Annotated in this window: 20 protein-coding genes; 14 read left to right on the top strand and 6 right to left on the bottom strand. The window is 46.4% G+C overall.

What is annotated here, in order from left to right; translation table 11 throughout:
* Nucleotides 1-323 precede the first annotated feature (323 nt).
* The 5 genes from DXD65_RS16935 (at nt 324) to DXD65_RS16915 (ending at nt 7,385) form a co-directional block, all read left to right on the top strand.
* Complete coding sequence (locus tag DXD65_RS16935; protein WP_005825541.1) at nt 324-1,055, top strand: NUDIX hydrolase; 732 nt, start codon at nt 324-326, stop codon at nt 1,053-1,055.
* A 109-nt stretch (nt 1,056-1,164) separates the two neighbouring features.
* Nucleotides 1,165-2,643 carry a xylulokinase gene (locus tag DXD65_RS16930; RefSeq protein ID WP_117887827.1) on the top strand — a complete coding sequence of 493 codons (1,479 nt, stop codon included), beginning with the start codon at nt 1,165-1,167 and terminating at the stop codon, nt 2,641-2,643.
* A gap of 105 nt (nt 2,644-2,748) precedes the next feature.
* A complete protein-coding gene (xylA, locus tag DXD65_RS16925) occupies nt 2,749-4,065 on the top strand; it encodes a xylose isomerase (RefSeq protein ID WP_117887818.1) in 1,317 nt (438 codons plus the stop codon).
* A gap of 107 nt (nt 4,066-4,172) precedes the next feature.
* The gene (gene xylE / locus DXD65_RS16920) at nt 4,173-5,660 is read left to right on the top strand and encodes a D-xylose transporter XylE (protein WP_005825537.1); all 1,488 of its coding nucleotides are present in this window, start codon (nt 4,173-4,175) and stop codon (nt 5,658-5,660) included.
* 192 nt (nt 5,661-5,852) lie between these two features.
* Nucleotides 5,853-7,385: a carbon-nitrogen hydrolase family protein gene (locus DXD65_RS16915; RefSeq protein ID WP_005825535.1), complete on the top strand. Its 1,533-nt coding sequence runs from the start codon at nt 5,853-5,855 to the stop codon at nt 7,383-7,385.
* A 41-nt stretch (nt 7,386-7,426) separates the two neighbouring features.
* Here the strand turns inward: DXD65_RS16915 and DXD65_RS21500 are convergent, their stop codons facing one another.
* Nucleotides 7,427-7,555, bottom strand: a complete 129-nt coding sequence (locus DXD65_RS21500) for a hypothetical protein (RefSeq protein ID WP_255420228.1) — start codon at nt 7,553-7,555, stop codon at nt 7,427-7,429.
* Between the two features lie 47 nt (nt 7,556-7,602).
* Here DXD65_RS21500 and DXD65_RS16910 point away from each other — a divergent pair, with 47 nt between their 5' ends.
* The 6 genes from DXD65_RS16910 to DXD65_RS16885 all read left to right on the top strand — a co-directional run bounded on the left by DXD65_RS16910 (nt 7,603) and on the right by DXD65_RS16885 (nt 14,694).
* Nucleotides 7,603-8,409: a hypothetical protein gene (locus tag DXD65_RS16910; RefSeq protein WP_005825533.1), complete on the top strand. Its 807-nt coding sequence runs from the start codon at nt 7,603-7,605 to the stop codon at nt 8,407-8,409.
* 492 nt (nt 8,410-8,901) lie between these two features.
* Nucleotides 8,902-12,390 carry an isoleucine--tRNA ligase gene (gene ileS, locus DXD65_RS16905; RefSeq protein ID WP_117887817.1) on the top strand — a complete coding sequence of 1,163 codons (3,489 nt, stop codon included), beginning with the start codon at nt 8,902-8,904 and terminating at the stop codon, nt 12,388-12,390.
* 33 nt (nt 12,391-12,423) lie between these two features.
* Nucleotides 12,424-12,804, top strand: coding sequence for a TraR/DksA family transcriptional regulator (locus DXD65_RS16900; RefSeq protein ID WP_004290962.1), 381 nt, complete (start codon nt 12,424-12,426; stop codon nt 12,802-12,804).
* 2 nt (nt 12,805-12,806) lie between these two features.
* Nucleotides 12,807-13,439, top strand: coding sequence for a lipoprotein signal peptidase (locus DXD65_RS16895; protein WP_016273745.1), 633 nt, complete (start codon nt 12,807-12,809; stop codon nt 13,437-13,439).
* The gene (locus DXD65_RS16890) at nt 13,436-14,362 is read left to right on the top strand and encodes a DUF4296 domain-containing protein (RefSeq protein WP_022402446.1); all 927 of its coding nucleotides are present in this window, start codon (nt 13,436-13,438) and stop codon (nt 14,360-14,362) included. Before DXD65_RS16895 ends, DXD65_RS16890 begins: the two co-directional genes overlap by 4 nt.
* Complete coding sequence (locus DXD65_RS16885; protein WP_025835363.1) at nt 14,359-14,694, top strand: hypothetical protein; 336 nt, start codon at nt 14,359-14,361, stop codon at nt 14,692-14,694. Before DXD65_RS16890 ends, DXD65_RS16885 begins: the two co-directional genes overlap by 4 nt.
* On the opposite strand, the gene DXD65_RS16880 is transcribed toward DXD65_RS16885, so the two are convergent.
* On the bottom strand, nt 14,642-15,403 hold the full coding sequence (locus tag DXD65_RS16880) for a TrmH family RNA methyltransferase (RefSeq protein WP_008664596.1): 762 nt from the start codon (nt 15,401-15,403) through the stop codon (nt 14,642-14,644). The two genes, DXD65_RS16885 and DXD65_RS16880, sit on opposite strands and share 53 nt — an antisense overlap.
* A 143-nt stretch (nt 15,404-15,546) precedes the next feature.
* Here DXD65_RS16880 and DXD65_RS16875 point away from each other — a divergent pair, with 143 nt between their 5' ends.
* On the top strand, nt 15,547-17,856 hold the full coding sequence (locus tag DXD65_RS16875) for a BamA/TamA family outer membrane protein (RefSeq protein WP_117887816.1): 2,310 nt from the start codon (nt 15,547-15,549) through the stop codon (nt 17,854-17,856).
* 88 nt (nt 17,857-17,944) lie between these two features.
* Here the strand turns inward: DXD65_RS16875 and DXD65_RS16870 are convergent, their stop codons facing one another.
* The 3 genes from DXD65_RS16870 to DXD65_RS16860 form a co-directional block, all read right to left on the bottom strand.
* Nucleotides 17,945-18,499: a DUF3332 domain-containing protein gene (locus DXD65_RS16870; protein ID WP_005825518.1), complete on the bottom strand. Its 555-nt coding sequence runs from the start codon at nt 18,497-18,499 to the stop codon at nt 17,945-17,947.
* Nucleotides 18,500-18,637: 138 nt separating this feature from the next.
* Nucleotides 18,638-19,075: a DoxX family protein gene (locus DXD65_RS16865; protein ID WP_044468852.1), complete on the bottom strand. Its 438-nt coding sequence runs from the start codon at nt 19,073-19,075 to the stop codon at nt 18,638-18,640.
* Nucleotides 19,076-19,131: 56 nt separating this feature from the next.
* Nucleotides 19,132-20,418: an NAD(P)/FAD-dependent oxidoreductase gene (locus DXD65_RS16860; protein WP_008664590.1), complete on the bottom strand. Its 1,287-nt coding sequence runs from the start codon at nt 20,416-20,418 to the stop codon at nt 19,132-19,134.
* Nucleotides 20,419-20,626: 208 nt separating this feature from the next.
* Here DXD65_RS16860 and DXD65_RS16855 point away from each other — a divergent pair, with 208 nt between their 5' ends.
* On the top strand, nt 20,627-21,820 hold the full coding sequence (locus DXD65_RS16855; protein ID WP_009038431.1) for a BamA/TamA family outer membrane protein: 1,194 nt from the start codon (nt 20,627-20,629) through the stop codon (nt 21,818-21,820).
* Complete coding sequence (locus DXD65_RS16850) at nt 21,807-23,507, top strand: lipid A phosphoethanolamine transferase (protein WP_117887815.1); 1,701 nt, start codon at nt 21,807-21,809, stop codon at nt 23,505-23,507. Before DXD65_RS16855 ends, DXD65_RS16850 begins: the two co-directional genes overlap by 14 nt.
* A 24-nt stretch (nt 23,508-23,531) precedes the next feature.
* On the opposite strand, the gene DXD65_RS16845 is transcribed toward DXD65_RS16850, so the two are convergent.
* On the bottom strand, nt 23,532-23,948 hold the full coding sequence (locus DXD65_RS16845) for a DUF1893 domain-containing protein (protein ID WP_005825513.1): 417 nt from the start codon (nt 23,946-23,948) through the stop codon (nt 23,532-23,534).
* Nucleotide 23,949: the final 1 nt, after the last annotated feature.

Here is a 23,949-nt window from a genome sequence, read left to right as displayed (position 1 = left end):
GGATGTTTTTTGTGCAATACCCTTACTTTAAAGGGGAAGCTAAAATACAATATGTATGCTTGGACCTTCTGTGGTATCCGGATACTGAAATACTTATAAATGAAACACTTTCTCCTTATTGTACTTCCTACAATTAGACCTCTTGTATATTCTTGTAAATTACATATTGTATTCCATACGATAACAACTGAAAATGATATTGTATAAAGTAAGATATGTATTCGGTTGAAAAATAATGCTTTATAACATTATAAAAATATTCTTTTCCTTTATTGCAAATTAGAAAAACCTATTTATATTTGCAGCGCTTAACGAGATATATTATGCAAAACATAGAACAAAAAACGCCGTTGGCAAACAATCATATCTCTGTGGACTGTGTAGTGATTGGTTTTGACGGAGAACAGCTAAAGGTTCTGCTGATTAAGCGTGCAGGAGAGGAAGAAGGAGAAATCTTTCATGATATGAAGCTTCCCGGAAGTTTGATTTACATGGATGAGGATTTGGATGAAGCTGCCAAACGGGTGTTGAATGAATTGACGGGTCTGAAGAACGTCAATCTGATGCAATTCAAGGCATTCGGCTCAAAAAACCGTACGAAGGACCCCAGAGATGTACATTGGCTGGAACGTGCCATGCAGTCCAAGGTAGAGCGTATTGTCACCATAGCCTATCTTTCCCTGGTGAAGATAGACCGCGCATTGAACCGTGATTTGGACAATTATCAAGCCAGTTGGGTAGCCATGCCGGATATAAAGGCTCTGGCATTCGACCACAACCTGATTATCAAGGAAGCCATTACCTATGTCCGCCAGTACGTCGAGTTCAACCCGTCTTCACTGTTCGACTTGTTGCCGCGTAAGTTCACCGCATCCCAGCTTCGCACTTTGTACGAACTGGTGTATGACAAGCAGTACGACGTACGCAATTTCCATAAAAAAATTGCCTTGATGGAGTATGTCGTCCCCCTGGAAGAAAAACAGCAGGGCGTGGCCCACCGGGCGGCACGCTACTACCGTTTCGACAAGAAGATATACAATAAAATCCGACGGTAGTCGGATTTTAAATTAAAATTAAAGAATTAAAAATTAAAAGAGAATGCCTTTACATTCTTCTTTCATTCTTAATTCTTCATATCACTTTCATTCTTTAATATTGATAGAAATGTATTTATTAGGTTATGACATCGGCAGCTCGTCTGTAAAAGCGAGTCTGGTAAATGCGGAAAGCGGCAAGTGTGTATCGTCTGCCTTCTTCCCCAAGACTGAAGCGGAAATTATCGCAGTGAAGCCCGGCTGGGCAGAGCAAGACCCCGGAAATTGGTGGGAAAATTTGAAACTGGCCACACAAGCTGTATTGGCAGAATCCGGAGTAAACGCAGAAGACATCAAGGCGATTGGTATCTCTTATCAGATGCATGGCTTGGTATGTGTAGATAAAAACCAGCAGGTGTTGCGTCCTGCCATTATCTGGTGCGACTCCAGAGCCGTGCCCTACGGACAAAAGGCTTTCGAAACATTGGGAGAGGAGACTTGCCTTTCACATTTGCTGAATTCTCCGGGCAACTTCACGGCCTCCAAACTGGCTTGGATTAAGGAGAATGAGCCTTCCGTTTACGAAAAGATTCATAAGATAATGCTGCCGGGCGACTATATCGCCATGAAGTTGAGCGGTACCATCTGTACCACGGTGTCCGGTTTGTCCGAAGGGATGTTCTGGGATTTCAAGAACAACCGGGTTGCTGATTTTCTGATGGAGTATTATGGATTCGACTCCTCTCTGATTGCCGACATCAAACCGACTTTCTCCGAGCAGGGACGCGTCAATGCTGCTGCAGCCGCAGAGCTGGGTCTGAAAGAAGGTACGCCTATCACTTACCGTGCCGGCGACCAGCCCAACAATGCCCTTTCCCTGAATGTATTCAATCCGGGTGAAATAGCTTCCACCGCCGGAACATCCGGCGTGGTATACGGCGTGAACGGTGAGGTGAACTACGACCCCAAGTCACGTGTCAACACCTTTGCACACGTCAACCATGCTGCCGGGCAAACCCGTCTGGGTGTTCTGCTGTGCATCAATGGTACGGGCATCCTCAATTCATGGGTAAAACGCACCGTTGCTCCCGAAGGCATCTCCTACAGCGATATGAATCTGCTGGCCGCACAAGCCCCCATCGGCAGTGCCGGTATCAGTATCCTGCCCTTTGGAAACGGTGCGGAGCGTATGCTGGAGAACAAGGAAACAGGCTGCTCCATTCATGGCATCAACTTCAACCAGCACGGCAAACAGCATATCATCCGCGCAGCACAGGAAGGCATCGTTTTCTCCTTTAAATATGGAATCGACATCATGGAACAAATGGGCATTCCCGTGCAGAAAATTCATGCAGGCAAGGCTAATATGTTCCTCAGCCCGCTGTTCCGCGAGACATTGGCCGGTGTGACGGGAGCTGTCATCGAACTGTATGATACCGACGGCTCTGTAGGTGCCGCCAAAGGCGCCGGAATCGGTGTGGGCATATACAAGGACAACAACGAAGCATTTGCCACGCTTGAGAAGCTCGAGGTGATAGAGCCGAAAGTGGCAGACCGCCAGGCTTATGCCGACGCATATGCGCGCTGGAAACACTGGGTAATGTGCTAATGTGCACATTAAAACGTTAGCACGTTAAAACAATAAATTAATAATTAACCCCGTGATGAATGTGTCTGTCATTGGCACATTCTCACATTAAAACATTAAATTCTTATGGCAACAAAAGAGTATTTTCCCGGAATAGGAAAGATTAAATTCGAAGGTAAAGAGAGCAAGAACCCGATGGCATTCCGTTATTACGATGCCGATAAAGTAATCATGGGTAAGAAAATGAGCGAATGGCTGAAGTTCGCCATGGCATGGTGGCACACTCTTTGCGCAGAAGGTGGTGACCAATTCGGTGGCGGAACAAAGAAATTCCCCTGGAACGGTGAGGCTGACAAGGTTCAGGCTGCCAAGAACAAAATGGACGCCGGCTTTGAATTCATGCAGAAAATGGGTATCGAATACTACTGCTTCCACGATGTAGACCTCTGCGAAGAAGCCGAGACCATTGAAGAATACGAAGCCAACTTGAAGGAAATCGTAGCGTATGCCAAGCAGAAACAAGCAGAAACCGGCATCAAACTGTTGTGGGGTACTGCCAACGTATTCGGCCATGCCCGCTACATGAATGGTGCAGCCACCAATCCCGATTTCGATGTTGTGGCACGTGCCGCCATCCAAATCAAAAACGCCATCGACGCTACTATCGAACTGGGAGGCTCAAACTATGTATTCTGGGGCGGTCGCGAAGGCTACATGTCATTGCTGAATACAGACCAGAAGCGTGAGAAAGAGCACCTCGCACAGATGTTGACCATCGCCCGCGACTATGCACGTGCCCGCGGCTTCAAAGGTACCTTCTTGATTGAACCGAAACCGATGGAACCTACAAAACACCAGTATGATGTAGACACCGAAACCGTTATCGGCTTCTTGAAGGCTCACAATCTGGACAAAGATTTCAAGGTGAACATCGAAGTGAACCACGCTACTTTGGCGGGCCACACCTTCGAGCACGAACTCGCAGTAGCCGTAGACAACGGTATGCTCGGCTCCATCGACGCCAACCGTGGTGACTACCAGAACGGCTGGGATACAGACCAGTTCCCCATTGACAACTTCGAACTGACCCAGGCAATGATGCAAATCATCCGTAACGGAGGCTTTGGCAATGGCGGTACAAACTTCGATGCCAAGACCCGTCGCAACTCCACCGACCTGGAAGACATTTTCATTGCCCACATCGCCGGTATGGACGTGATGGCACGTGCACTGGAAAGTGCAGCCAAATTGCTTGAAGAGTCTCCTTACAAGAAGATGCTGGCCGACCGCTATGCTTCCTTCGACAGCGGCAAAGGCAAGGAATTTGAAGATGGCAAACTGATGCTGGAGGATTTGGTAGCTTACGCAAAAGCCAACGGTGAGCCGAAACAGACCAGCGGCAAGCAGGAATTGTATGAGGCAATCGTGAATATGTACTGCTAATAATGATCAATGTTTAGTGATTAGTGGTTAATAAGTTGCGCATGAGGTGTTTCAATATTAATCATTAATCGCTAATCATTAATCGCTAATCATTAATCATTAATATCATGAATTATACAGAAAAAGGCAGTAAACTCTACCTCTTCTCTATTGTGCTGGTAGCCGTCATCGGGGGCTTGCTTTTCGGCTACGATACAGCAGTCATATCCGGTGCCGATAAAGGGCTTCAGGCATTTTTTATGGGTGCCTCCGATTTTGTCTACACAGATACGATTCACGGCATTACCTCTTCCAGTGCACTTATCGGATGTATCATCGGTAGTGCTCTTTCGGGATTCTTCGCATCCAATCTGGGACGTAAGAATTCTCTTTTCATAGCCGGCGTCTTGTTCTTTCTGTCGGCATTGGGCTCCTACTACCCGGAATTCCTTTTCTTCGACTATGGTGTTCCTTCCTATTCCTTGCTCGTGGCATTCAATTTCTACCGTGTATTGGGAGGAATCGGCGTAGGTTTGGCATCGGCCATCTGCCCGATGTATATTGCGGAAATTGCGCCGAGCAACATTCGCGGGACTCTGGTATCATGGAATCAGTTTGCCATTATCTTCGGCCAGTTGGTGGTTTACTTCGTGAATTTCCTTATTCTGGGCGAGAATTCAAATCCGGTGATAAAGGCCATTGAAGGAGTCAACCAGATTCTGAATCCCGAAGCGGCAGCATGGACCACAGAGATAGGATGGCGTCTGATGTTTGTCAGTGAGGCTGTTCCTGCAGGAGTCTTTGCGTTGCTCGTACTGTTTGTTCCCGAAACGCCACGCTATCTTGCCATGAGTGGCAAGGATGATAAGGCACTCCAGGTGTTAAGCCGTATCAACGGCTTGGCTCAGGCAAAGGTTATTCTGTCTCAAATCAAAGCCACGGCAGAGGAAAAGACGGAAAAGCTTTTCACTTATGGCTGGATGGTTATCTTTATCGGTATCATGCTGAGTGTATTCCAGCAAGCGGTAGGTATCAACGCCGTACTCTATTTCGCACCGCGTATCTTCGAAACGATGGGAATGGGCAACCCGATGGTTCAAACCGTCATCATGGGTATCATCAATATTCTGTTCACGTTGCTGGCTGTCTTTACAGTCGAGAAATGGGGACGTAAACCGCTGCTCATCTCGGGGTCTATCGGCATGGCGATAGGTGCTTTCGGAGTAGCTCTTTGCAACGTTGTGGCAGGGCTTCCTCCCATGTTGGCTGTTGTCAGCATCATGGTCTACAGTGCTTCGTTCATGTTCAGCTGGGGCCCCATCTGCTGGGTACTGATTGCTGAAATCTTCCCGAATACCATCCGTGGCGCTGCAGTAGCCATTGCCGTAGCCTTCCAATGGATATTCAATTTCATTGTATCTTCCACCTTCGTACCTATGTACAATATGAGTTTGGGAGATATGGGAGACAAGTTCGGGCACATGTTTGCTTATGGCTTATACGGAATCATCTGTGTGGTGGCTGCTCTGTTTGTCTGGAAGCTTGTTCCCGAAACGAAAGGCAAGACACTGGAAGACATGACCAAGCTGTGGAAGAATAGAAGAAACAATAGATAAGACCGTCATTGAAACTGTCCATATAAGACGGGAAAGAGGAGGCCTGATGAATGCCTCCTCTTTTTGTTATCAATTCCGTATCTTTTCCCTTATCCGTTCAAGATGGGAAAGAAAAATCTTCGGAGGGGAAGATAACATGTAAGGATAAACCGTACCTTTGCACTGTTTTTAATCAGGAATAGCAAGAAAGTTATGGATTCAATGAAAATCAATAAGGTGCAGATACGCAATCTGCAGATTGAAGATTATGACCAGTTGGCACAATCGTTTACGCGCGTTTATTCAGACGGAAGCGATGTGTTCTGGACGCACAAACAAATAGAAAAACTGATACGCATCTTCCCCGAGGGACAGATTGTGACGGTGGTTGACGAGAAAATCGTGGGCTGTGCGCTTTCCATCATAGTGAACTACGATGATGTGAAGAACGACCACACTTACGCCCAGGTTACGGGCAAGGAGACTTTCAACACCCACAATCCGAAAGGCAACATACTTTATGGCATCGAAGTCTTTATCCATCCCCAATACCGTGGCCTGCGTCTGGCACGCCGTATGTATGAATACCGCAAGGAACTTTGCGAGACATTGAACCTGAAGGCAATCATGTTTGGCGGACGTATCCCCAACTACTACAAATATGCCGATCAAATCCGCCCCAAGGAGTACATAGATAAGGTGAAGCAAAAGGAAATCTTCGACCCGGTGCTGACCTTTCAGCTCTCTAACGACTTCCACGTGCGCAAGGTGATGCGCAACTACCTTCCCAATGATGAGGAGTCCAAGCACTACGCCTGCCTGCTGCAATGGGACAATATCTACTATCAGGCTCCCACACAAGACTATGTAAACCCCAAAACCACTGTCCGCGTAGGCTTGGTACAATGGCAGATGCGTACCTACAAGACACTGGATGACCTTTTTGAGCAAGTGGAATTTTTTGTGGATGCCGTGAGCGACTACAAGAGTGACTTTGTCCTTTTTCCCGAATACTTCAACGCACCGTTGATGGCAAAATTCAACAACGAGGGCGAGTCGCAGGCTATCCGCGGGCTGGCGGCCTATACCGAGGAAATCAAGGAGCGTTTCGTCAAGCTCGCCATCAGCTATAACATCAACATTATTACGGGCAGTATGCCGCTTATCAAGGAAGACGGGCTGCTATACAACGTAGGATTCCTCTGCCGACGTGACGGAAGTTATGAAATGTACGAAAAGATACATGTCACTCCCGACGAGATAAAGTCCTGGGGACTGAGCGGAGGCAAGTCCATCCAAACTTTCGATACGGACTGTGCTAAGATAGGCGTGCTGATATGCTACGATGTAGAGTTCCCCGAACTGAGCCGCATCATGGCGGACCAAGGCATGCAGATACTCTTTGTTCCTTTCCTTACCGATACGCAGAATGCTTACAGCCGCGTAAAGGTGTGCGCCCATGCTCGTGCCATCGAAAACGAGTGCTTTGTAGTGATAGCCGGCAGTGTAGGCAATCTTCCCCGCGTGCACAACATGGACATCCAGTATGCCCAGTCCGGCGTGTTCACTCCCTGCGACTTCGCTTTCCCCACAGACGGCAAGCGTGCGGAAGCCACTCCGAATACCGAAATGATTCTTGTGTCGGATGTGGATCTGGACTTGCTGAATGAACTGCATACCTACGGCAGTGTACGCAACCTGAAAGACCGGAGAGGCGATTTGTACGAGGTGAAGATGAAAAGATGACTTTCCCGAATGCCACACTCGGTTGCCTCCAATGCCACACCTTATTCTCCGAAATGCCACACTTCATCGTTCGGAATGCCATAGGTTTCGGACAACGGAGTGTGGCATTTCAGCTGCTGAAGTGTGGCATCCGGGACGATGAAGTATGGCATTTCGGATGGTAATTCCATAGTTTATCCGTATCTTTACAAAACTTTTATTCTAAAAAACAGAAACAATGGCCAAGAAAGCTCTCTCTGCTCCCGAAATACCTCTCTGCATCAATGTGTTGCGATTACTTAACTACCGTCTGGCTCCCGACGAGCTGATTCTGTTCGACTGGCTTACAGTAAAACAGATTTCTTTTAAATACAAGCCTTTCCATTACTCCCAGGCGCGTGTAGAGGAAGAAACCCGTATCCGCCGTACCCGGCAGGAAGTCATCATTAAGCAATTCTCGGCCTTGGGCTTCCTGAAAACCGACATAAAGGTCAATTCCGTCACCCGTGGACGTGTCCGCTATTACTCCGTGGACTTCAGTGTACTTGCCGACGTGGATGTCCTGGTAGAAATCATCATGCCCCAAACCACGCTCTTCCGTGACTTCATCCTCTACTTTGCCTACCACGCCACTATGCAGAAGAAGAGCAAGGAAGAACAACTGAAGCCTGCCTCCGCCATAAATCACGAGGCTGCCGCCCGAATCTATCAACTGCTGAGCCAAGTCTATGACGAGCGCCGCCAATACTATAATGATGGGGGACTGACCGGAGATGTGAAGCCTGAACGCTCGAAATCTGCCATGCAATTGCAGCATAACAAACCCATAGAACGTAAACTGGCAAAGTTGGCAGACTACTACAACGATAACAGCATCAAAAACGCCTTTCTTGCCTATGTGGACGAAATCCTGACCCAAAAGAAAGAACCCGAAAACCTGATGTATTACTTTCTCTCTTTCGATGAGACATCGGATTGTTTCGGAGTGGTGAATCATTACCTTAATTATTTCACCTTGCATTATAGTTACAGCAGCAACAGTTGAAGTCTATCCGCTGATGATGCTGTTATTATTTCTTTTAATATAATACTTTATTATTCTTTCCTATGCTGTTCTCTGCACGCTTATTGCTGATTGCGGCAATAGCATTCGCAGAATTCTACATACCATTTGTTGAACTCAGCAAAATAGCCCTCTCATTTGTTGTTTTCAACGTAGTTTTCAGGGGGTAGGTTTTGGCAAATTCTGCGTTTTTTGTCGTTTTTTGCTTAGGGAACCCTGCATTGCCCCAAACGACATCTACAGATGCACTTCTATGTACTAATTCGGGAAAAGAGAAAAGAGGGACAGTGTTGAGTGAGCGAATATTTTTTAAAATCGTACCTGCATATTTTTTTGTTCTTAAAAAGTCTCTTGTATTTAAGTTTTTTGTAAATTTGCACCCTTAAAATGGAGAAGGTAGCTTTTGACGTACCAAATGCCTATCAAGAGTATCTTCAATCGTAAATTGTAAATTGTCAAATAGTAAATATCAAGATGGGTAAGAAGTTTGCCGAATATTCGAAGCTCGACCTTTCCGAAGTGAACGGAAAAGTGTTGAAGAAATGGGACGAAAACCAGGTTTTCGCCAAGAGTATGACAGAACGTGAAGGTTGTCCTTCTTTCGTATTTTTCGAAGGACCTCCCTCGGCCAATGGTATGCCGGGCATTCACCACGTAATGGCTCGCTCCATTAAGGACATTTTCTGCCGTTACAAAACGATGAAGGGGTTCCAAGTAAAGCGTAAGGCCGGATGGGATACTCATGGACTGCCCGTGGAACTGGGTGTGGAAAAAGCACTCGGCATTACGAAAGAGGATATTGGCAAGACTATTTCCGTAGCAGAATACAATGCTGCCTGCCGCAAGGACGTCATGAAGTTCACCAAGGAATGGGAAGACCTGACGCACAAGATGGGCTACTGGGTGGACATGACGGACCCGTATATCACCTACGACAACCGCTACATCGAAACCTTGTGGTGGCTGCTGAAACAGCTCTATAAGAAAGGACTCCTTTATAAAGGGTATACCATACAACCTTATTCTCCTGCTGCCGGAACCGGACTCAGCTCGCACGAGTTGAACCAGCCCGGATGTTACCGTGACGTAAAAGACACGACCATGGTGGCACAGTTCAAGATGAAGCATCCGAAACCGGAAATGACAGAGTGGGGAACTCCTTACTTCCTGGCATGGACCACTACTCCGTGGACGTTGCCCAGCAACACTGCGCTCTGCGTCGGTCCCAAGATAGACTACGTGGCCGTACAGACTTACAACGGATATAGCGGTGAGAAGATGACTGTTGTCTTGGCAAAAGCACTGCTCTACACTCACTTCAACAAAAAAGCGGAAGGCATTGCATTAGAGGATTATAAGCCGGGTGATAAGCTGATACCTTTCAAGATAGTAGGTGAGTACAAAGGCCCCGATTTGGTAGGTATGGAGTACGAACAGCTCATCCCTTGGGTGAAACCGATAGACGTTGCCGAAGACGGTAGCTGGACTCCCAGCGACAAAGGTTTCCGTGTAATTTCTGGTGACTATGTGACGACTGAAGACGGTACGGGTATCGTACACATTGCCCCGACCTTTGGTGCGGACGATGCTTTTGTGGCACGCGCTGCAGGTATACCGTCCTTGTTCATGATAAACAAGAAGGGTGAGACCCGCCCGATGGTAGACCTCACCGGTAAGTTCTTCTTGATTGACGAACTGGACGAGGAGTTTGTAAAGGCATGTGTCAATGCAGACCTTTACAAAGACTATCAGGGCAAGTGGGTAAAGAATGCCTATGACCCTCAATTCACTGTAGACGGCAAGTATGATGAGCAGGCTGCACAAGCTGCCGAATCATTGGATATCGAACTCTGCATGATGATGAAAGCCGCCCGCCAGGCATTCAAGATAGAAAAGCATGTACACAATTATCCGCACTGCTGGCGTACGGACAAACCCGTATTGTACTATCCGCTGGATAGCTGGTTTATCCGCAGCACCGCTTGCAAAGAACGTATGATAGAGTTGAACAAGACCATCAACTGGAAGCCGGAAAGCACCGGTACGGGACGTTTCGGCAAGTGGCTGGAAAACCTGAATGACTGGAACCTCAGCCGTTCACGCTACTGGGGTACTCCGCTGCCCATCTGGCGTACAGAGGACAATAGCGAGGAAAAGTGTATCGAGTCTGTAGAAGAACTTTACAACGAAATAGAGAAATCCGTAGCTGCCGGCTTGATGCAGTCCAATCCTTACAAGGAGAAGGGCTTCCAGCCGGGTGTATATACCAAAGAGAATTACGACAAGATAGACTTGCACCGTCCTTACGTGGACGATGTCATCCTTGTTTCTAAAGACGGCAAGCCGATGAAACGCGAAACGGACTTGATTGACGTTTGGTTCGATTCCGGTGCCATGCCTTATGCACAGATACACTATCCGTTCGAGAATAAGGAACTGCTGGATAGCCACCAGGTATATCCTGCCGATTTCATCGCCGAAGGGGTGGACCAGACACGCGGTTGGTTCTTCACGTTGCACGCCATCGCTACAATGGTGTTCGACAGTATTTCTTATAAGGCTGTCATTTCCAACGGCTTGGTGCTCGACAAAAATGGTAACAAGATGTCCAAGCGTCTGGGCAATGCCGTAGACCCCTTCTCGACCATCGAGAAATACGGGTCCGACCCGTTGCGCTGGTACATGATCACCAACTCTTCTCCGTGGGACAATCTTAAGTTCGACGTGGATGGAGTGGAAGAGGTGCGCCGCAAGTTCTTCGGAACACTCTATAACACCTATTCATTCTTCGCCCTCTATGCCAATGTAGACGAATTTGACTACAAAGAAGCCGATGTGCCCATGGCAGAACGCCCTGAGATAGACCGTTGGATTCTCTCTGTACTGAATACGTTGGTGAAGAACGTGGATACCTGCTACAATGAATACGAGCCCACGAAAGCAGGACGTCTCATTTCCGAATTCGTGAACGACAACCTCTCCAACTGGTATGTCCGCCTGAACCGCAAACGTTTCTGGGGCGGTGGTATGACGCAGGACAAGCTCTCTGCATTCCAGACACTCTATACATGCCTCGAAACCGTGGCTAAGCTGATGGCACCCATCGCTCCGTTCTATGCTGATATGCTCTATTCCGACCTGATTGCAGCTACGGGACGCGACAATGTGGTTTCCGTACACCTTGCCAAGTTCCCCGAATATAAGGAGGAAATGATAGACAAGGAATTGGAAGTCCGCATGCAGATGGCACAAGACGTCACTTCCATGGTATTGGCATTGCGCCGCAAGGTGAACATCAAAGTCCGCCAACCGCTTCAGTGCATCATGATACCGGTAGTGGATGAAGAACAGCGTGCACACATCGAGGCTGTGAAAGCACTTATCATGAACGAGGTGAATGTAAAAGAAATCCAGTTTGTGGACGGTGCTGCCGGTGTACTGGTAAAGAAAGTGAAATGCGACTTCAAGAAGCTGGGACCGAAATTCGGGAAGCAGATGAAAGCCGTGGCTGCTGCTGTGGCGGAAATGTCCCAGGAAGCCATTGCCGAGCTGGAGAAGAAAGGCTCTTATACGTTCAATCTGGACGGTGCAGAAGCCGTGATTGAAACGGCAGATGTGGAAATCTTCAGTGAGGATATTCCGGGATGGCTGGTTGCCAACGAGGGCAAACTGACCGTGGCTCTGGAAGTTACCGTTACCGAAGAGCTGCGCCGTGAGGGTATTGCACGCGAGCTGGTAAACCGCATTCAGAATATCCGCAAGTCGAGCGGTTTTGAGATAACAGATAAAATAAAGATTACATTATCAAAAAATCCTCAAACAGATGATGCGGTAAATGAATATAATGACTATATTCGCAACCAAGTTTTAGGAACTTCACTGACGCTGGCAGACAACGTAGAAAATGGTACAGAACTGAACTTCGACGATTTCTCGCTGTACGTGAGCGTAGTGAAAGAATAATTAAATACTAACCCTGATTAACACGTAAAAGTTATGGCAGAAAAGACAAGATACTCAGATGCTGAATTGGAAGAATTCCGCGCTATCATTATGGAGAAGTTAGAGTTGGCACAACGTGACTATGAACTGTTAAAGGCCAGCCTGACGGGTGCAGACGGTAATGACACCGACGATACATCTCCTACGTACAAAGTACTGGAAGAAGGTGCCAACACCTTATCCAAGGAAGAAACCACACGTCTGGCCCAACGCCAGTTGAAGTTCATCCAAGGATTGCAGGCTGCTTTGGTGCGCATTGAGAACAAAACATATGGCATTTGCCGCGAAACCGGCAAACTGATACCGGCAGAGCGCCTTCGTGCAGTGCCCCATGCCACTTTGAGCATCGAAGCTAAAAACAACGGCAAGAAATAAAAATGGGTAAATTCTTTACGAAGGGCCGGATAGCCTGCCTTATTATATTTTCGGTATTGGTTATAGACCAGATTATCAAGATTTGGATAAAGACCCACATGTACTGGCATGAGAGTATCCGGATTACGGATTGGTTCTATATATACTTTACCGAGAATAGTGGTATGGCTTTCGGTATGGAAATATTCGCCAAACTGTTCCTGACCTTGTTCCGCATTGCTGCAGTCACGGTCATTGGCTGGTTTCTGTACAAGTTCGTGAAGCAAGGCATGAAGACCGGATTTATCGTCTGTGTGTCTTTGGTCTTGACGGGAGCCTTGGGAAACATTGTCGACAGTGTGTTCTATGGCGTGCTGTTCAACGAAAGCACCCATTCGCAGATAGCCTCCTTCATGCCTGAAGGAGGGGGATATGCCCCGTGGTTCCATGGCAAGGTGGTGGATATGTTCTATTTCCCCATCATTGATACAAACTGGCCCGCATGGATGCCGTTTGTCGGTGGAGAACATTTCATTTTCTTCAGCCCGATATTCAATTTTGCGGATGCAGCAATCAGTTGCGGTATCATTGCTTTGCTGTTGTTCTACGGCAAGGACTTCAATGATGCCTATCATGCTGCCATAAAGAAATCATGAAAGGAATAAATCGAATTCAATGGTGTAGCGTAGTCCTTCTGGCGTTCAGTCTGACGGCTTGTAAGGTGAAAAGACCTGAGACCGTCCTTCCGGATGCCAAGATGGAAAACGTGCTTTATGATTATCACATAGCCAAAGCTATGGGTGAAGAAGTGCCGTATAACGAAAGTTATAAGCGGGTGCTATACATTGAATCGGTTTTCAAGAAATATGGCATTACTCAAGCCGATTTTGACTCTTCTATGGTCTGGTTTGCCCGTAATCCGGAAGTACTTACCAAAATCTACGAGAAAGTGAATGTACGGTTGAAAGCCGAAAGAGACGGTATCAACCACTTGATTGCCCTGCGTGACAACAAGCCGAAAGAATCACTTCCCGGAGACAGTATCGACGTGTGGATATGGCAGCATATCTATCAGTTGACGGGTATGCCCCTGGACAACAAGATAACGTTTACGTTGCCATCAGACACCAATTTCCACGACCGTGACACGCTGCGCTGGAGCGTGCGCTTCCGTTTCCACAACGGTGCACCGGACAGCATACATGCTCCGTTGATGGCGATGCAGATTCTTTACGAAAAGAATGACAGTGTCATCAGTGCCATTCGGAAAGTACAAGACACAGGTGTGGAAACGCTCACCTTGTTTGCCGATACTTTAGGAGAAATCAAGGAAATACGCGGGTTCATCTATTATCCGCAGCAGGAGACTCCACAGCCTTTGCTGGCAGACCGTATCTCACTGATGCGCTATCACGCCACGGACAGCTTGGTCATTGCCCCAAAGGACAGCCTTCAGCAGGCAACAGACTCCCTTCGCAAAGACAGTATCGGAAAACCAGAGAAATTAAAACCTCTGGAAATTCAGGAGCAGGAAAATACCACGACTCCCAGAACCATACGTCCCCGTCCGAAAGCATGAAACGCTACGCTTCCCATTTTCTGTTTCTTCCCGGGCATGGCTATCTGAAACAATATGTGGTGGAGATAGGTGAAGGACAATGTGTATCACGTATCTTCCCATTGACAGAAGAGGTGGAGAATACGGAATGGCTACCGGGAGTCATAGCTTTGCTTACGGAGGCGGAAACAGACTATCCTCATTTTGATACGTGCTGCAATATACTGACGGCAATCCCTCCGCTTATCGAGGAAGAATTGCCTTATTTGATTCCCTGGTTGTTTTTTCCTTTTGATTTTACTACAATGCAGCCTGGCGCCGGAACTCAGCGCAAACTACTGCTGTGGCAATAGCCACGTTCAATGACTCCGAGGTCTCACGGCTGGCGGGATAATTCGGTATGTATAGTTTGCGGTTGATGAGTGCCTCCACTTCTTTTCCGATGCCATTTCCTTCATTACCCATCACAATCAGCCCATTTTTCGAGAGCGGTTGTCCGTACATATTCTCTCCGTCCAGGAAAGTGCCGTAAACGGGAATATCCTTCAGTGAGCGGATGAACTCGGGTAGGGGAGTATAATGCAGTCTGACGCGTGCGATACCTCCCATCGTGGCCTGCACAGTTTTGGGATTATAGATATCCACCGTGTTGGGCGAACAGAAAATATGCTCTATCCCAAACCAATCAGCAAGGCGGACAATCGTTCCCAGGTTACCGGGGTCTTGCACATCATCCAAAGCCAGACAGAGGGAGTGGCTGATGACGGAAATATCCGTCTCCTCATCCGGCTGCCGGAACACAGCCAGCACTTGTTGGGGAGTTTTCAGCAGGCTGGCACGCGAAAGTTCCTCCTCCGATACTTCCGTGACATCTGTTACGGTGGAGAGAGGGCGGTTCCGGGAAAGCCATTCTGAAGTTGCCAGCAAGAACTGACAAGGAAAATGTCCCAACAAATCCCCTACGAGTTTAGGCCCTTCTGCCAGAAATACCTTGTCTGCCTTCCGGTTCTTTTTCTGCTCCAACGAGTGGATATATTTAATGCGGTTTTTACTTAATGCCATAGAATACACATGTTATCATTTGACAAAAATACGTGATTATTTCAATATAATCAAAAACTCCGCACTCTTCCGGCGTTTTTTATTTCGGGAACAAAAAAATACAAGTATATTTGTAGCTGTTTATGCGCAATTAATGATTCGGTATGGATAAAGGTTTCCGCTACGCGATACTTACTACTATCGTACTTTTGTTGGCTTCCTGTTCTTCTACCAAATATGTGCCTGACGGTTCGTATTTGCTGGATGAAGTGCGCATACATACCGACAATAAGGAAGTAAAACCATCCAATCTCTCCATGTACATCCGCCAGAATCCCAATGCGAAGTGGTTCAGCCTGATAAAGACCCAGTTGTATGTCTACAACTGGTCCGGACGGGACTCTACACGCTGGATAAACCGTACATTGAGGAAATTAGGTGATGCCCCGGTCATATACAGTGAGGAGGAAACCAACCGGACCAGGGAAGAGATTACTAAGGCTGTGCAGAATATGGGCTATATGGGTGCTCTGGTGGAACCGGTACGCCAAGTCAAGAAGAAAAAGATGAAGTTGGTCTATAAGGTGACGACCGGCAAGCCCTATAAAGTGCGTACCTTGAAATATGATATCCGGGACAGTAAAATAAAGGAATACATGCGGCAGGATTCCGCAGTAACCCTATTGTCCGAAGGCATGTATTTTGATGTCAATGTACTGGATGCAGAACGCCAGCGTATCACAAACAAACTGCTTCAGAATGGATATTACAAGTTCAACAAAGAGTACATATCCTATACCGCAGATACCGTCCGTAATTCTTATCTGGTAGATTTGACGTTGCACTTGGCTCCATACAGGCAGCACAACGAGGATACACCGCAGAATCACCGGCAATACACTATCAATAAAGTGAGTTTCATTACCGACTATAATGTGTTGCAGGCATCTGCCTTGAACAGCATTGAGGTGAATGATTCATTGCACTACAAAGGATTCCCCATCTACTACAAAGACAAGCTTTATCTGCGTCCCAAAGTGCTGACCAACAATCTGCGCATCATTCCGGGAACTCTCTACAACGAGCAGAACGTGCAGCGTACCTACTCCAACTACGGACGCCTGCAAGCCCTGAAATATACCAATATCCGTTTTTTCGAAGTGCAGCAGAGTGACAGTGCAAAGCTCAACGCTTATGTGATGCTGACCAGAGGCAAGCATCAGTCCGTATCCTTTGAAGTGGAAGGCACAAACTCTGCCGGCGACTTGGGAGCTGCCGCTTCGGTGGCTTTTCAGCACCGCAACATGTTCAAAGGTTCCGAAACATTCATGTTCAAGCTACGTGGGGCATACGAGGCTGTGTCCGGTTTGCAGAGCTCCTTGAATCAAGACTACATAGAATTAGGTGCGGAAGCAACCATCAACTTCCCACGGTTTATGTTTCCCTTTGTATCCAGCGATTTCAAGCGGAGGATAAGGGCTACTACAGAATTCGGATTGCAATATAACTACCAGATGAGACCCGAATTCACGCGCATTGTAGCATCTGCCGGATGGAGCTACAAATGGGGGGTACAACAACAGCGTTCGCAGCATCGCATTGATTTGCTGGACATCAACTATCTGTATATGCCCAGCATAGACCAGACATTCAAAGAGGATTATCTGGAGAAAGACGAGAACTACATCCTCAAATACAATTATGAAGACCGCTTTATTGTCCGCACCGGCTATAGCTATATCTACAACAGTGCCGGAAGAGCATTGATGAATAACTCCGGTATCGGAAATTCCTATACCATCCGCCTCAATTTTGAATCGGCGGGTAACTTGTTGTATGCTGTGGCAAAGCTCGGAGGAATGAAAAAGAATGCATCGGGGGAATACACTTTGTTGAACATTCCTTTTGCCCAATACCTGAAAGGCGATTTTGACTTTGCCAAGAATCTGGTCATTGACAACCGCAATTCATTGGCATTTCATTTTGGTGCCGGTATCGCCATTCCATATGGCAATGCAACAATGCTTCCATTTGAGAAACGCTACTTCTCCGGTGGCGCCAACAGTGTGCGCGGATGGTCTGTACGTAATCTGGGACCCGGTTCTTTCCCCGGCGATAATAACTTCATGAACCAGTCGGGAGACATCAAGCTGGATGCCAGCATTGAATACCGCACACGGTTGTTCTGGAAATTCAGAGGAGCCCTCTTTGTAGATGCCGGGAATATCTGGACAATACGGGATTATAAAGACCAGCCGGGAGGTCAGTTTGAATTTGACAAGTTCTATAAACAGATTGCCGTGGCATATGGTTTAGGATTGCGACTTGACTTGGATTTCTTTGTATTGCGTTTCGACGGGGGTATGAAGGCTGTCAATCCGGCGTATGAGAAGAAAAAAGACCGTTATCCCATTATCCATCCCAGATTCAGCCGCGATTTTGCCTTCCACTTTGCTGTGGGATATCCGTTCTAATGGGAAGTGGAAAGGTGAAAGGTGAAAATGGTTACTGGGCATCTATGCACCCAGCTATTTTCACCTTTCACCTTTCCATTTTCAACTTTTAATTAAAAGCGTAATAGCTGTCAATCATCGTCGCCTGACGTGCTGCTGCCACACCTTGGGCATCCAGCGTCACTGTCATTTCCTCACCGTTCGGAAGGGTCATTTGTGCAGTGCCGTCATTGTTCATTTGCAGCAATTCTGTGCTGACACCATCGGCAACAACATTCCAAGTATTCAACTCTTTGTTGTAAATGAGTTCCATAGAAGCAGTCTCACCTTCTTTGGTGATAGAATAGCCGTTTTCAAGTGTCTCTACCAGGTAGTCACCGTTTTCGCCTTTCACTTTCTTTACATCACCAATGCTGGCCATAGGGTTTGAACCACTCCAGAATTCGATGGAGTTGATGACCAATGCATCGGCCAGATAGCAAACGCCATATACCGGGATAATATTGAATGCCAGATAAACCAGTTCGTTTACAAACTTGGTACCAATACCTTGATTCCAGCTGACCAGTTTACTATGCAGTCCAAAAGAACCGATACAAGAACTGAAAAGAAACGAGCCGCAAATCATTACGGTCGCAGCCATCTTCAAATTGAACTTTTTCATAATCACTCTTTTTTATTTTACTGTATTTAATTAGCTTTATAGCTCATCGAGTTATTTTAAGCATCCGCAAATATAGGATTTTTTACGAAAATACATCCTATTTGAGCTTAAAATCTGTTTTCAGTAAAACGGAAGTGTCTATTTACGAGCCTTTTGGAAAAGAGCTTTTCCTATCCAGCGGTCAACGGCAAACTTGCCCGGACCTATGATATACATCAATATGAACACTACCAGATACACAAAAGCCAACTCTTTCGTGGCAAACGGGTCATTGCCATGAATTACAAAAAAGGCAACAGCCATTGTAAACACCATTGGTATCATAGCCAAACGATAGAGAAAACCTATAATGAATGCCATGGAACATGCCAATTCACCAAAGATAGCCAGTCCTAAAGACAGCGGACTGCCTACACCCAGCGGGTCAGGGAAAACAGCCGACAGCTCTTGAAAGTTAGTCCACTTCTGGATGCCGTGGTTCATTAATAATATACCGAATACAATTCTTGCAATCAATAGTATAGCAGATGTTGCCGTTCCGTCCGGTTTGACAGGAAATAAAAGTCGTTTTAACATATTCATTCGTTTTTAACTTCGTATATGAACTATAACAAATATTACTCAATAAAAGTTTACTCCCGCTTCAACGGTTTGATGATAATCCGTAAAGATGGGTCATAGGTAAAGTAACTCCACATCCAGTCTACGAAGATGAAAAGACGGTTCTTTACACCCACAATACTCATCAAATGGATGAATAGCCACACAGCCCATGCCGGAAAACCGCCAAAACGCAGTTTCTTAAGCTCGACTACGGCATGATTGCGGCCAATGGTCGCCATGGAGCCTTTGTTTTGATATATAAACGGCTGCAACGGCAGGCCTGTTTCTGCACGCTGCAAGTTCCTTATCAAGTTGCGGGCCTGCTGGATGGCTGGTTGCACCACTTGCGGGTGTCCTTTGGGATACTCCTCAGAAATCATAAGGGCCGTATCCCCGATAGCGAAAATATTGGGATATTGAGAAAGACGGTTATAAGTGTCCACCTTCAAGCGGTTTCCCGGTCCATAGGCATCGGCAGGCAATCCTTGAAGGCTGTTTGCCTTGACACCGGCCACCCAGAATACATTTTTGGTATCGATGGCAGTCCCGTCATTCAATGCCAATTGATAATTCTCGTATCCCATCACCCGTTGGTTCAATTTGATTTCCACATCACGCTTCTTCAGATAATCGGCCACTTCTTTGGAAGACTCTTCTGAAAAAGCAGACAAGAGCCGGGAAGAGCCATCCAACAAGATGATACGCATCTCATTGATATTCAAGTCCGGATAGTCTTGAGGAAGGACAAACTTCCTCATCTCGGCCAAAGCACCAGCCAACTCTATTCCCGTAGCTCCACCGCCTACAATGGCAAAGGTCATCAGACGCCTGCGCTCTTCTTTATTACCGGTGTTCTGGGCTTGTTCAAAACTATCCAATATCTGGTTTCGGTTGAACAAGGCTTCCGAAGTATTCTTTAGTGCCATGGTCTGTTTCTCCAGCCCGTCGTTTCCAAAATAATTTGTGTTGCAGCCGGTGGCAATGACCAAATAGTCGTATGCCAGCGTGCCGATGGAAGTCTCCAGCAGATTGTGTTCCGGGAAGACTTGCTGTGCTTCACAAATACGTATATGGAAATGCTCTCTTTTTTTGAAGATTTTTCGGTATGGGAATGATATGGCACTCGGTTCAATACCTGCTGTGGCCACTTGATAGAGTAACGGTTGGAAGATGTGATGGTTATTCTTATCCAGTAAAACTATCTGAAACTTGTTGCTTTTCAATTTTCGTGCCAGCTTTAATCCGCCAAAGCCGCCGCCTACGATTACCAGTCGTTTCTGTCCCTCTTTATCGGGAATGTCCATTGCTGTTTTCATAATTCAATATCATGTTGTTCTTTGTAATATTAAAATAACAGTATAAATCGAGGAAAGTTCTATAAATGATGTAGTTAAAAAGAGTAAACCCCACATGCAATGTAGAAATGAACATTAAAAGAGAAAAATTGGAAACAAAAAGAACAGTAACATTGTTGTAATGAAGAACATAAAAACTAACTTTGCCACGGAAGTTTTCTACAAGTAAATGGACACTAAATTGACAAAATGGATATTACCAATATTGATGCTGATTACAGAAACGGCTGTTCATGCACAAACACACCTTGCAGAAGCAAAAAACTCTGTGGACTCAATTTCTACGTATCCGATAGACTCGCTTCCCAAGAAACGCAGTTTTTTCGGAAAAATTTTGAATTACTTCAACGATGCCAACAAAGAAAAGAAAAACAAGAAATTTGATTTCAGCATTATAGGCGGGCCTCATTATTCCAGTGACACCAAATTTGGAATCGGACTGGTGGCGGCAGGACTCTACCGTACCGACCGGAACGATAGTATTCTCCCTCCGTCCAATGTCTCTCTGTATGGGGATGTCTCCACAGTGGGATTCTATTTGCTGGGAGTACGTGGAAACCATCTGTTTCCCCAAGACAAATACCGGTTGAACTACAATCTGTATTTCTATTCTTTCCCAAGCCTTTACTGGGGACAAGGATATGACAATGGAGCCAATGATGACAATGAGAGTGAATACGATCGCTTTCAGGCGCAGGTTAAGGTGGACTTCATGTTCCGGATGGCACGTAACTTTTATATCGGTCCGATGACAACATTTGATTACGTGTATGGACATGACTTTGAAAAACCGGAATTATGGAAAGGAATGAAAGCGCGTAGCACCAACGTGAGCTTGGGGTTTTCCTTGTTGTATGATTCACGCGATTTTCTGACAAATGCCTATAAAGGATATTACCTACGGATAGACCAGCGCTTCAGTCCGGCCTTTTTGGGAAATAAATATGCATTCAGCAATACGGAACTGACGACCAGCTATTACCAGTCCGTGTGGAAGGGTGGGGTGTTGGCAGGCCAGTTCCATACTCTGCTGAACTACGGAAATCCGCCCTGGGGACTGATGGCAACATTGGGAAGTTCCTATTCTATGCGTGGCTATTATGAGGGGCGCTACCGTGACAAGTGTGCAATGGATGCCCAGCTGGAACTACGCCAACATGTATGGAAGCGAAATGGAGTTGCCGTATGGGTAGGGGCGGGAACCATATTCCCGAATTTCTCGGAATTGGAGGCCAGGCATATTCTTCCTAATTATGGTTTCGGCTACCGCTGGGAGTTCAAAAAGAGAGTAAACGTACGTTTGGATTTAGGTTTTGGCAAACACCAGACCGGATTTATATTCAATATCAATGAAGCTTTTTAGAGACATAAAAAAATGGTTCGACAATCAGGAACATTTGTTCTATCTGTTTCTGGTCATTCTGATAGTGCCCAATGTAGTGCTATGCTTTACAGAACCCATATCATGGACGGCAAAGATATGTAATATCCTGCTACCCCTTTCTATATATTATGCTGTAATGGCTTGGTCGAGAAACTGTGGCAGGACATTCTGGCTGCTATTTCCGTTCATCTTCTTCGGAGCCTTCCAGCTTGTATTGCTGTATCTTTTCGGTCAGTCCATTATCGCAGTGGATATGTTTCTGAATCTGGTGACAACCAATTCGAGCGAGGCGCTGGAACTGCTGGACAATCTGATACCTGCCATCGTTATTGTGGTAGTGCTCTATATACCTGCATTAATTCTGGCAACCATATCCATTGTACACAAACGCAGACTGTCCGAAGCATTCATCCGGCAAGCTCGCCGTCGCACTCTGTATGTGTTGTCTGCCGGAATATTATCCTTAGGCACTGCTTATTTGACAGATAACCGGTATGAGCCGAAATCCGAACTGTATCCTGCCAACGTATGCTACAACATAGCACTTGCTTTTCAACGGACGGCCCAGACGCGGAATTATCACAAGACCTCTAAAGATTTTACCTTTCATGCTAGAAGTACTCATCAGGCTGATGAAAGGGAAGTATATGTAATGGTGGTGGGAGAAACCTCACGGGCATGCAACTGGGCTTTGCACGGCTACGAACGGGAGACTAACCCGGGACTGTCGGGCATTGGCGGACTGACAGCTTTCAGCCATGTGCTGACAGAATCAAACACTACCCACAAGAGTGTTCCGATGTTGCTGTCACCGGTCAGTGCTTCCAGTTTTGATTCCATCTATTATCAAAAAGGGATTATCACAGCATTCAAGGAAGCCGGTTACCAGACCGCCTTTTTCTCGAACCAGCGCTATAACCACTCATTTATAGACTTCTTCGGCAAAGAAGCCGACACGTATGATTTCATTAAAGAAGATGTGGGGGATTCCAATTACAACCCCTCTGATAACGAACTGTTGAAACTGGTAGCAAAAGAACTGGGCAAAGGAGTTTCCAGGCAATTTATAGTTCTCCACACTTACGGTTCTCATTTTAATTATAAAGAGCGCTATCCGGCAGAGCAGGCTTTCTTCCTGCCGGACATGCCCGTTGATGCGGAAGTGAAATACAAAGACAACCTGATTAATGCCTATGACAATTCTATCCGCTACACGGATAATTTTCTGGTTCGTCTGATAGATATGCTTCGAGAACAACATGTCAATTCTGCCCTGATATACACTTCAGACCATGGAGAAGATATTTTCGATGACAACCGGCATCTCTTTCTGCATGCTTCACCGGTACCTTCCTATTATCAGATACATGTGCCATTCTTTATTTGGATGTCCGACAACTACCGGCAGAGATACCCATCGTTATTGGAGGCCGCACAAGCCAATAGGCAGAAGAATGTATCTTCCAGTGCCTCATTCTTCCAGACAATGCTGGAAATAGGTGGAGTGGAGACCCCATACCGGAATGACTCTTTATCTGTCACCAGCGCTCTGTTTATCGAAAGACCCAGAGTCTATCTGAACGACCACAATGAAGCCCGCACACTGGATGATGTCGGTATGCTCAAGGAAGACTTCAAGATGCTGGAAGAGAAAGGCATCAGGTAATCAGGGAAAGAGAGCAGGCTGTTGCTATTTTGCCCTGATTCTTGATATAAAATTCTGAATCACCGGATACATCTCCTCTACCGTATTCAGCTCCATGCAAGCCGTCTCCAACGGGCACCAGCCGGTCTTGTCACGGTTAATGATATGGGGAACCTCTTGGGCAAAAGTCGTTTCAATTCCTGCTTCGCACAGCAATGCCAGCGCAGGAGTGCTGATTATATCGGCATAGACCGTTTTAAAGCCTCCCAGTACCATCAAAGCAGCGGCACCTTTCCCTATAACCTTATCGGCAATGGCAGCCCCCTTCATAAATGCAGAATCTGCCTGGTACAAATCATACAAATCCGCTACTCCCCGTTGGGTGAAAGTACGGACTTCCTCCCGGTTCTTCATAACACAAGAGTATCCTCCCTTGTGCAGTATGTCAATGATACTCTCCATT

The organism is Bacteroides sp. 4_1_36 (genome assembly GCF_003466325.1).
Taxonomy (GTDB): domain Bacteria; phylum Bacteroidota; class Bacteroidia; order Bacteroidales; family Bacteroidaceae; genus Bacteroides; species Bacteroides uniformis.
Note: the sequence above shows the minus strand (reverse complement) of the source record. Positions and strands in the feature narration are given on the sequence as shown.